Source organism: Bacteroides sp. L10-4 (assembly GCF_013373675.1).
GTDB classification, from domain to species: domain Bacteria; phylum Bacteroidota; class Bacteroidia; order Bacteroidales; family Bacteroidaceae; genus Bacteroides; species Bacteroides muris.
In genome coordinates this window covers 1-8228 of sequence record NZ_JABXJH010000094.1, presented here as the reverse complement: position 1 = coordinate 8228, position 8228 = coordinate 1, and the positions used below count along the sequence as shown (strand labels likewise).

Genomic DNA, 8228 nt, shown 5'->3' with positions numbered 1-8228 from the left:
ACAAAACGAACTTACGTGACCTGTTCGATAAGACTGATTTCAACGATATCAAAGAACTCGATTATCCCCTTTTTGAAGGACTATTTGATTAATTTTTTAACTCGTCCATTTTTATTGGACACTAATGATTTGAAGACTAAAATACGATGTAAAGCTCGGGATTTACGGCCCTGCCCTTATGCCAAAGCTCGAAGTGGAGGTGGGGACCGGTGGACATCTCGCCGGTGTTTCCTACCAGTGCGATGGCTTCTCCTCCTTTCACTGCGTCGCCTTCCCGCTTCAGCAGAGAGCCGCAATGCTTGTAGACTGACACGAAGTCCTGATTGTGTTGTATTTCTATCAGATACCCCGTTTCGGCAGTGTAGGTACTCAGTATGACGGTACCGTCTAAGGTGGCTAATACACTTTCGCCCGGATTGGCGGCGATGTCTGTGCCGAAGTGTTTTGTTTCGGCATTGAAGGGAGATGAAATCATGCCGCGCGTGGGGCGGTAGAAGATCAGTCCGTCTATTTCGGGGCGGGCGGTAATGCCTGTCAGATTGTATTTCTCTGTTTCCTCGTACTGCTTGCGGAATTCGGTTTCCCGTTGTGTGCGTTCCATGAGCGAATCTTCGCGCAGGTTGGTCAGCGAGTCGATGGAGTGTATGGTGTCTGCCTTTATCTTGCCCTGGAAGATGTCTTGGATATTCATGATATAAAGGTTCTGTCTGTTCACCAGTTGCTGGAGGGAATCTACGCGTAAGGCATTTTCCACTACCTGGGCACGAATTTCACTGTTCATATATCCGGGCAGGTAGTTGCGCAGCGGGGTGAAGGCTACAATCAAGGAGGCGATGAGAAACAATACGAACAACACGGAGAGCAATACGGACAATCCGTTCAGTTTGGATACGCGCAACGTGATGATATCCTCAAGGGTATTCTCGTTCGTAATCGTCAGTCTGTACTTGAACTTAATGTTATTCCAAAATGCTTTTCTCCGTTTCTTTTTCATACCTCTTCTGTTTCGTCCAAAGCTATCAAACCTTCCGGTAGGTCTACGGTTATGACCTTGTGCTTTTGGTCAATGTCTATAATAAACTCTTCCTGTGCCGGAACCAGCAGTTCTTCTCCCTGACGATCCACCACAAACAGCGTATTGATGGTCGATGTATCCACGTCCGTCACTTCTCCCAGTATGCCGTGGTGTACTTCCTTCATACGGAAACCGACGAAGAAGTCCCAGCTCAGTTCACCCGGTCTTGCCTCTTCCGCATGCTTTACGGGAAAGTAAACCTCAATATTGGTGAACATGCGGGCGCGTTCTGCCGTGTCCACGCCTTCCAGTTTGACAAGGGCGGTGGTGTCGGAGCGGAAACGGTATTCTTCCAAGAAGAAAGGCACCAGTATACCGTCCAGCAGACAGATTAGGTATTCTGCTTCTACTCGGTCAAAGATGTCGTCTGTAAAAGTGAATGACAGTTCTCCGTGAATGCCGTGAGGTTTGTTGAATATACCTATCTTATATACTTCTTCTCTCTTTATCATTTTATTCTATCCTTGTTATTCTTGCTCCGAGCGCATTCAGTCGTCCTTCGATGTTCTGATACCCACGGTCTATCTGCTCTATGTTGTGGATGCGGCTGATTCCGTCTGCACTCATGGCAGCTATCAGCAGGGCGATGCCTGCACGGATATCGGGCGAGGTCATGTTGCCGCCACGTAGTTTGAAGCCGTGGTCATGACCGATGACAACGGCACGGTGCGGGTCGCAGAGAATAATTTGCGCTCCCATATCTATCAGCTTGTCCACAAAGAACAGGCGGCTTTCGAACATTTTCTGGTGAATGAGTACACTGCCTTTTGCCTGAGTGGCAACCACCAGTAGCACACTGAGTAAGTCCGGTGTCAGTCCGGGCCAGGGCGCGTCGGCAATAGTCATGATGGAGCCGTCGATAAAGGACTCTATCTGGTACGTCTCTTGTGTAGGCACGTAAATGTCGTCTCCCTGCTGCTCCATCTTGATGCCGAGGCGGCGGAAACTGTCGGGAATGATTCCCAAGTTTTCGTAGGAGACGTTCTTGATCGTCAGTTCGCTACGGGTCATAGCTGCCATGCCGATGAAGCTGCCCACTTCAATCATGTCGGGAAGGATGGTGTGCCCGGTACCATGCAACTCGTCCACTCCTTCAATGGTCAGGAGATTGGAGGCGATTCCCGTTATTTTGGCTCCCATCCGGTTCAGCATTTTACAAAGTTGCTGCACGTAGGGTTCGCAGGCGGCGTTGTAGATGGTGGTCTTTCCTTTGGCAAGGACGGCTGCCATTACGATATTGGCGGTGCCCGTTACAGATGCCTCATCGAGTAGCATATAACTGCCATGCAGTTGTTTGGCTGATATTTCGTAGATGCCACGCTCCTCATTATAGAAAAAGTGGGCTCCTAAATTTTGGATACCGATAAAATGTGTATCCAGACGGCGGCGTCCTATCTTGTCTCCACCCGGCTTGGAAATCATGGCCTTGCCGAAACGTGCCACCATGGGCCCTACCAGCATGACGGAACCGCGTAGGCTGGAACATTTTTTCAGGAACGCATCACTTTCCAGATAGGCGAAATCAATGTCGGCAGCTTGGAAGCTGTAAGTGTCAATGCCCTTTTTTGATACGCTGACTCCCATATCCCGCATCAATTGGATAAGGTTATTGACGTCCAGTATGTCCGGGATATTGTGCACAGTCACCTCTTCGGCAGTGAGCAATGTGGCGCAGATAATTTGCAACACCTCGTTTTTCGCTCCTTGGGGGGAAATGTCGCCGGAAAGTCTGTGTCCTCCTTCGATTACAAATGATGCCATATTGAATTATAACTCCAATTTAGTATTTCCGTTTATTGTTCCGATTGTTATTCCGGTTATTCACCTTCGGACGGTAGTTCAGGTCGATACGTTCGGCCATGAGTCGGACGATGCTGTCTGTCATTTGCAGTTTTCCGTCAGAGAGTTCGGTAAGGTCGTCTGAAATCTTACGGTCGTCGACGGTATCTTTGTTCCATGCCATGTAGTCTTTCTTCATGTGGTTGCAGATAAGGGCTATCAGGTTTTGTTTCTCGTCTCCTTCCGGGAATTCGATGGCTTTCTTTATCAGTACTTCCAATGTACGGCCGTAGTGGCGGTAGCGGATTTTGGTACTGGGGTAGGGGATGCTCTCTGGCTTGGTGTTCAGATTGTCCTTGCGGATAATTTCATACGGATAATCTATATCCAATTGAAAGTTGGCCATGATGGCAAGGTGGTCCCACAATTTATGTTTGAAGTCGGGCACATCGCGCAAATGGGGAAACATGTTTCCCATGATGTTGATGATTGTGTTTGCGCAACGCTGTCGTTCTGCACGGTCTTCGATTGTCAGCGCGTGGTTTACCATATTCTGGATGCTACGACCGTATTCGGGCAGAGGCATCCGCTTTTGTTGAGTGTTATATTGCATTTCTTTAAAGGATAATTGACAATGGATGATTATTTAAAAATGGATGATTATTTAAATAAGTTTCTTTGGCGTGCCGGCTACGAATTCCTTCAAATAGAAGGGCTCGAAATAGGCTACATCCTTGAAGTCTTGTTCGGCTATTGCCTTCTCTGCCAACGGGAACATCATGCCGGCAAGCGGACGAATGCCGTCGATAAAGTGTGCATTGGGATGCGTGATTTTCTCTTTGCATTTGGCTGCGCCATCTCCGAAGAAGTAGACCGGATGTTGCTCTAAGAATTCCAGGTAGGAACTTTCGTCCACAATATCGGCTGCAATGTTGCGCACCGGTTTCAAGGCACGGTCGTAGATGGCAGCATAGACTTCCATGCGGCGGGCGTCAATCATGGGGCAGAGCAGTGCGTCGTCGGGTAACTCATCGTGGTAGAGCAATACAGGTACACACTGGACTTTCAGGGTTTCCAGTCCGATAAGCGGTAGGTTACGTCCATAGCAGATACCTTTTGCCATCGACACACCGATACGCAACCCGGTATACGAACCAGGACCGCAGCTCACGGCGACTGCATCCAACAGCATGGCATGGCTATCGGCAAAGGATAGCGCCTCGTCCACAAAGACTCCCAATGAAACGGCGTGTGAAGGGCCATTCAGGTCCTCTTTCTTGAAAACGTTCTGTCCGTCTTCGCTCAAGGCTACGGAGCAGGCTGAAGTGGACGTTTCAATATGCAAGATACATGACATAACTTTTATTCTTGATTTTAGTAGTGCAAATTTACGTGATTATTTTCACTAATTAAAATAATCGTGTAATTTTGCGCAAAACTATAACATTATGATACAATCTATGACAGGCTACGGCAAAGCAACCGTCGAACTGCCTGATAAGAAAATCAACGTTGAAATAAAGTCGCTCAATAGTAAGGCAATGGACTTATCTGCTCGCATTGCCCCGCTTTATCGTGAGAAGGAGATGGAAATCCGTAATGAAATATCACGGAAACTGGAACGCGGAAAAGTGGATTTCAGTCTTTGGATAGAAAAGAAAGAGAGTGCGGAAAACGCCACTCCCATCAACCAGACGTTGGTGGAGGGATATTACAAGCAGATTTGTGCTATATCAGAAAATCTAGGAATACCTGTACCGGATGCGACGGACTGGTTTGCCACGTTGCTCCGTATGCCGGATGTGATGACTAAGAATGATGTGCAGGAACTGAGTGAGGAGGAATGGACTGTGGTTTATTCGGCTGTGGAACAAGCTGTCAATGCGCTGGTCGATTTCCGCAGGCAGGAAGGCGCTGCCCTCGAAAAGAAGTTTCGCGAAAAGATTGCCAACATCTTCCATTTGCTGGAGGCCATCGCTCCCTACGAGAAAGAACGCGTCGCCAAAGTGAAGGAACGCATTACTGATGCACTGGAAAAGACCTTGAGTGTGGATTATGACAAGAACCGCCTGGAGCAGGAACTCATCTACTATATCGAAAAGCTGGATGTGAACGAAGAGAAGCAGCGTCTTGGCAATCATCTGAAATACTTTATCAATACGCTGGAAACCGGAACCGGACAAGGTAAGAAGTTAGGGTTCATTGCCCAGGAAATGGGACGTGAAATCAATACTTTGGGCAGTAAGTCCAATCATGCAGAGATGCAGAAGATTGTTGTCCAGATGAAGGACGAACTGGAACAAATCAAGGAACAAGTATTGAATGTAATGTGATTTTGATTTACGATTTGACGATTTACGATGTACGATTGAAGTTGCTTTGATGTGTATGTCTTGAAACGTCAAGCCGTAAATCTTCTAACTTTAATCGTACATCGTTAAATCGTAAATTTCATGGCAAAACTTATCATATTTTCAGCCCCTTCGGGCTCCGGCAAGTCAACGATTATCAACTATCTGCTGACTCAAAATCTGAACTTGGCATTCTCCATCTCAGCGACCAGCCGCCCGCCCCGCGGAACGGAGAAAGATGGAGTGGAGTATTTCTTTCTGACTCCTGACGAGTTCCGTCGTCGCATAGCCAATGATGAATTCCTGGAGTATGAAGAGGTCTATCAGGACCGTTTTTACGGAACACTGAAGGAGCAGGTGGAAAAGCAATTGGCTGCCGGACAGAATGTAGTGTTCGATGTGGATGTAGTGGGTGGTTGCAATATCAAGAAATTCTATGGTGAGCGTGCTTTGTCTGTTTTCATTCAGCCACCTTCAGTGGAGGAATTGCGCAAACGCTTGGTGGGGCGCGGAACAGATGTTCCCGAAGTGATAGAGAGCCGCGTGGCGAAAGCCGAATACGAACTGGGCTTTGTACCGAAGTTCGATACCGTGATTGTGAACGATGACCTGGAGACAGCCAAAGCGGAAGCATTGAAAGTAATCTCTCAATTCTTGAACGAATGAAACAACGTGGAGGAGTGCACAACCAGTTGGCACCGAGGAGGAAGAACAGCCCGAAGCTGAACAAGGCATTGCTGATTATTAATAGCATTCTGTTCGTCTGCTCCCTTGTTGTGGGTGTATTGTATATACAGCATGGCGAGCCTCGTTCCAGTATTTCAATGTTTCTTATTTCTGTAGTGACGATTTTCAATGCTTGGGCTGCTTGGCGTGCGTTGCAAAGACGTCCTTTGTAAGGTTGTATATGAATAAGAATAAATGAATATAGGAATCTTCAGCGGTTCATTCAACCCGATACACATCGGACATTTGGCTCTCGCCAACTATCTTTGCGAATACGGGGACCTGGACGAAGTGTGGTTTATGGTCACCCCCCACAATCCGCTGAAGGAAGAAAACGGTCTGATGGATGACAAGTTACGTTTGAAGCTGGTGCAGCTAGCCACTGAGGGTTATCCCAAGTTTCGCGCTTCCGATTTTGAATTCCATCTGCCTAGGCCTTCTTATACTGTTCATACGCTGGATGCACTAAAACAAACTTATCCACAACATGTTTTCCATCTTATCATCGGTTCTGACAATTGGAGAATTTTCTCCCGTTGGTATGAGTCGGAGCGTATTCTTGCCGAAAACCGTATTCTTGTTTATCCTCGTCCCGGTTATCCGGTGGAAACCGCATCTTTGTCGCAAAATGTGCGGACAGTTTCTTCTCCGGTGTTCGAAATCAGCTCTACTTTTATTCGTCAGGCAATGGAAGAAGGAAAAGATGTACGCTATTTCCTGCATCCGGCGGTTTATGAGGAGCTGAGCAGGTAGCCTTACGATGAGCCGGAGACCGAATGCCTTTCAGTCTCCGGCTGAATTATGTTCATTTATTGTATGCCAATAGGCTTTGGTGTTTGGGTTTACTCCAGACACTCGTCCAAGTCGTGTATCAGTTGTTCCTTGTCTATATGTTGACCGATGAATACAATCTTCTGCATGCGGTCACCGTACTTTTCATCCCAATCTCTCAGCAGTCCCGGTTCTTGTCGCATCAGTTCTATCAGGTCTTCTTCGGGGGCGGTAGCATACCATTGTCCGGCTTCGGTTATTTTCTTCTGTACCCCTGCCTGCTCAAAGAGGAATGACATGTCACGGTTATGGCTGAAGTAACAGACACCTTTGGCACGGATAATGCTGCGAGGCCATTTGGTGGCGACGAAATGGTCGAACTTGTGGATGTCGAATGCCGGACGGCGGTAATAGACAAAAGTGCCGATGCCATATTCTTCCACTTCACCGCTTTCGGTATGGTGGTGATGATGGTGGGCATGGCACTCTTCGTGCTGATGTTTCTCTTCATCATGGTGATGATGGTGGTGTGCTTCCCTCTCTTCTTCCTCGGTGACTTGCCGCTCTATTCCCCGAATCCATCCGGCGGAGGTGGCAGCACGTTCAAAGTTGAAAAGGCCGGTGCGGATAATCTTGTCCAGATTCACGTCGGCGTAATTGCATTCTATGATTTCGGCACCGGGTTGCAGGGTGCGGATAATCTGTTTGATGCGTTTCAGCTCTTCCGGTTGCACTTCTGCGACTTTGTTCAGCAGGATGATGTTGCAGAACTCAATCTGCTGGACAATGAGGTTTTCGATATCTTCGTCGTCAATGTCTTTGCGGGTTAGGTCGCCTCCACAAGAAAATTCACTTTGCAGACGTAAGGCATCCACCACGGTGGTAATACAGTCTAAGCGGCAAATGCCGTATTTGGTATACGCTCCTCCCATATGAGGAATGGAGCAGAGTGTTTGGGCAATAGGTTCCGGTTCGCAAATGCCACTCGCCTCAATCACGATGTAGTCGAAGCGTTGCATCTTCATGATTTCGAACATCTGCTCTATCAAGTCTGTCTTCAGCGTACAGCAGATACAGCCATTCTGCAGAGCTACCAGACTTTCCTCTTTCTTTCCTACTATGCCACCTTTCTGTATAAGGTCTGCATCAATGTTCACTTCACCTATATCATTGACGATAACAGCAAACTTGATGCCGCGTTCATTGGAAAGGATGTGGTTTACCAAAGTTGTTTTGCCACTGCCCAGATAACCGGTCAGCAGTAATACGGGGATTTCTATTGTATTCATAATCATTTCAGTTATAGATTAAGAAGCTGTTTAAAATTTATTGAAGATAAACGTTATTGCAATGAATAATATATTGTAAATCAGTAGGTTAATTGTAGATTTATTTATAACTTTATGAGTGTCAATCAATTAGAGTTATGGAACAATACTCAACTAACCTTACTGATAAACAGTGGCAAGTTATAGAAAAAATTATAAATCCGCAAGAAAGGAAGCGAAAACATTCTCTCAGAAACA

The 8228-nt window shown here is 46.9% G+C and carries 10 protein-coding genes; 4 read left to right on the top strand and 6 right to left on the bottom strand.

The window, feature by feature from the left end; all coding sequences use genetic code 11:
• Positions 1 to 136: 136 nt before the first annotated feature.
• Genes HU824_RS18515 through tsaB form a run of 5 tightly spaced genes read right to left on the bottom strand, consistent with a single transcriptional unit; the run spans position 137 to position 4211 of the window.
• Entirely contained in the window at positions 137 to 994 is an 858-nt protein-coding gene (locus HU824_RS18515) for a M23 family metallopeptidase (RefSeq protein ID WP_136010309.1), read from the bottom strand.
• The gene (gene rimM / locus HU824_RS18510; protein WP_176469652.1) at positions 991 to 1527 is read right to left on the bottom strand and encodes a ribosome maturation factor RimM; all 537 of its coding nucleotides are present in this window, start codon (positions 1525 to 1527) and stop codon (positions 991 to 993) included. Before rimM ends, HU824_RS18515 begins: the two co-directional genes overlap by 4 nt.
• Position 1528: 1 nt before the next feature.
• The gene (gene murA / locus HU824_RS18505) at positions 1529 to 2836 is read right to left on the bottom strand and encodes a UDP-N-acetylglucosamine 1-carboxyvinyltransferase (RefSeq protein WP_136010311.1); all 1308 of its coding nucleotides are present in this window, start codon (positions 2834 to 2836) and stop codon (positions 1529 to 1531) included.
• A gap of 19 nt (positions 2837 to 2855) precedes the next feature.
• Positions 2856 to 3467 carry a DUF4290 domain-containing protein gene (locus HU824_RS18500; RefSeq protein ID WP_176469651.1) on the bottom strand — a complete coding sequence of 204 codons (612 nt, stop codon included), beginning with the start codon at positions 3465 to 3467 and terminating at the stop codon, positions 2856 to 2858.
• Between the two features lie 51 nt (positions 3468 to 3518).
• Positions 3519 to 4211, bottom strand: a complete 693-nt coding sequence (gene tsaB, locus HU824_RS18495; RefSeq protein ID WP_136010313.1) for a tRNA (adenosine(37)-N6)-threonylcarbamoyltransferase complex dimerization subunit type 1 TsaB — start codon at positions 4209 to 4211, stop codon at positions 3519 to 3521.
• Between the two features lie 91 nt (positions 4212 to 4302).
• Between tsaB and HU824_RS18490 the strand changes: the two genes are divergently transcribed.
• The 4 genes from HU824_RS18490 to nadD all read left to right on the top strand — a co-directional run bounded on the left by HU824_RS18490 (position 4303) and on the right by nadD (position 6684).
• A complete protein-coding gene (locus HU824_RS18490; RefSeq protein ID WP_176469650.1) occupies positions 4303 to 5187 on the top strand; it encodes a YicC/YloC family endoribonuclease in 885 nt (294 codons plus the stop codon).
• A gap of 120 nt (positions 5188 to 5307) precedes the next feature.
• Complete coding sequence (gene gmk / locus HU824_RS18485) at positions 5308 to 5871, top strand: guanylate kinase (protein WP_136010315.1); 564 nt, start codon at positions 5308 to 5310, stop codon at positions 5869 to 5871.
• Positions 5868 to 6104 (top strand): hypothetical protein, encoded by a 237-nt coding sequence (locus HU824_RS18480; RefSeq protein ID WP_136010316.1) that lies wholly within the window; start codon positions 5868 to 5870, stop codon positions 6102 to 6104. Before gmk ends, HU824_RS18480 begins: the two co-directional genes overlap by 4 nt.
• A 22-nt stretch (positions 6105 to 6126) precedes the next feature.
• On the top strand, positions 6127 to 6684 hold the full coding sequence (gene nadD / locus HU824_RS18475; RefSeq protein WP_176469649.1) for a nicotinate (nicotinamide) nucleotide adenylyltransferase: 558 nt from the start codon (positions 6127 to 6129) through the stop codon (positions 6682 to 6684).
• An 89-nt stretch (positions 6685 to 6773) separates the two neighbouring features.
• On the opposite strand, the gene HU824_RS18470 is transcribed toward nadD, so the two are convergent.
• Positions 6774 to 7991 carry a GTP-binding protein gene (locus tag HU824_RS18470; RefSeq protein ID WP_136010318.1) on the bottom strand — a complete coding sequence of 406 codons (1218 nt, stop codon included), beginning with the start codon at positions 7989 to 7991 and terminating at the stop codon, positions 6774 to 6776.
• Positions 7992 to 8228: the final 237 nt, after the last annotated feature.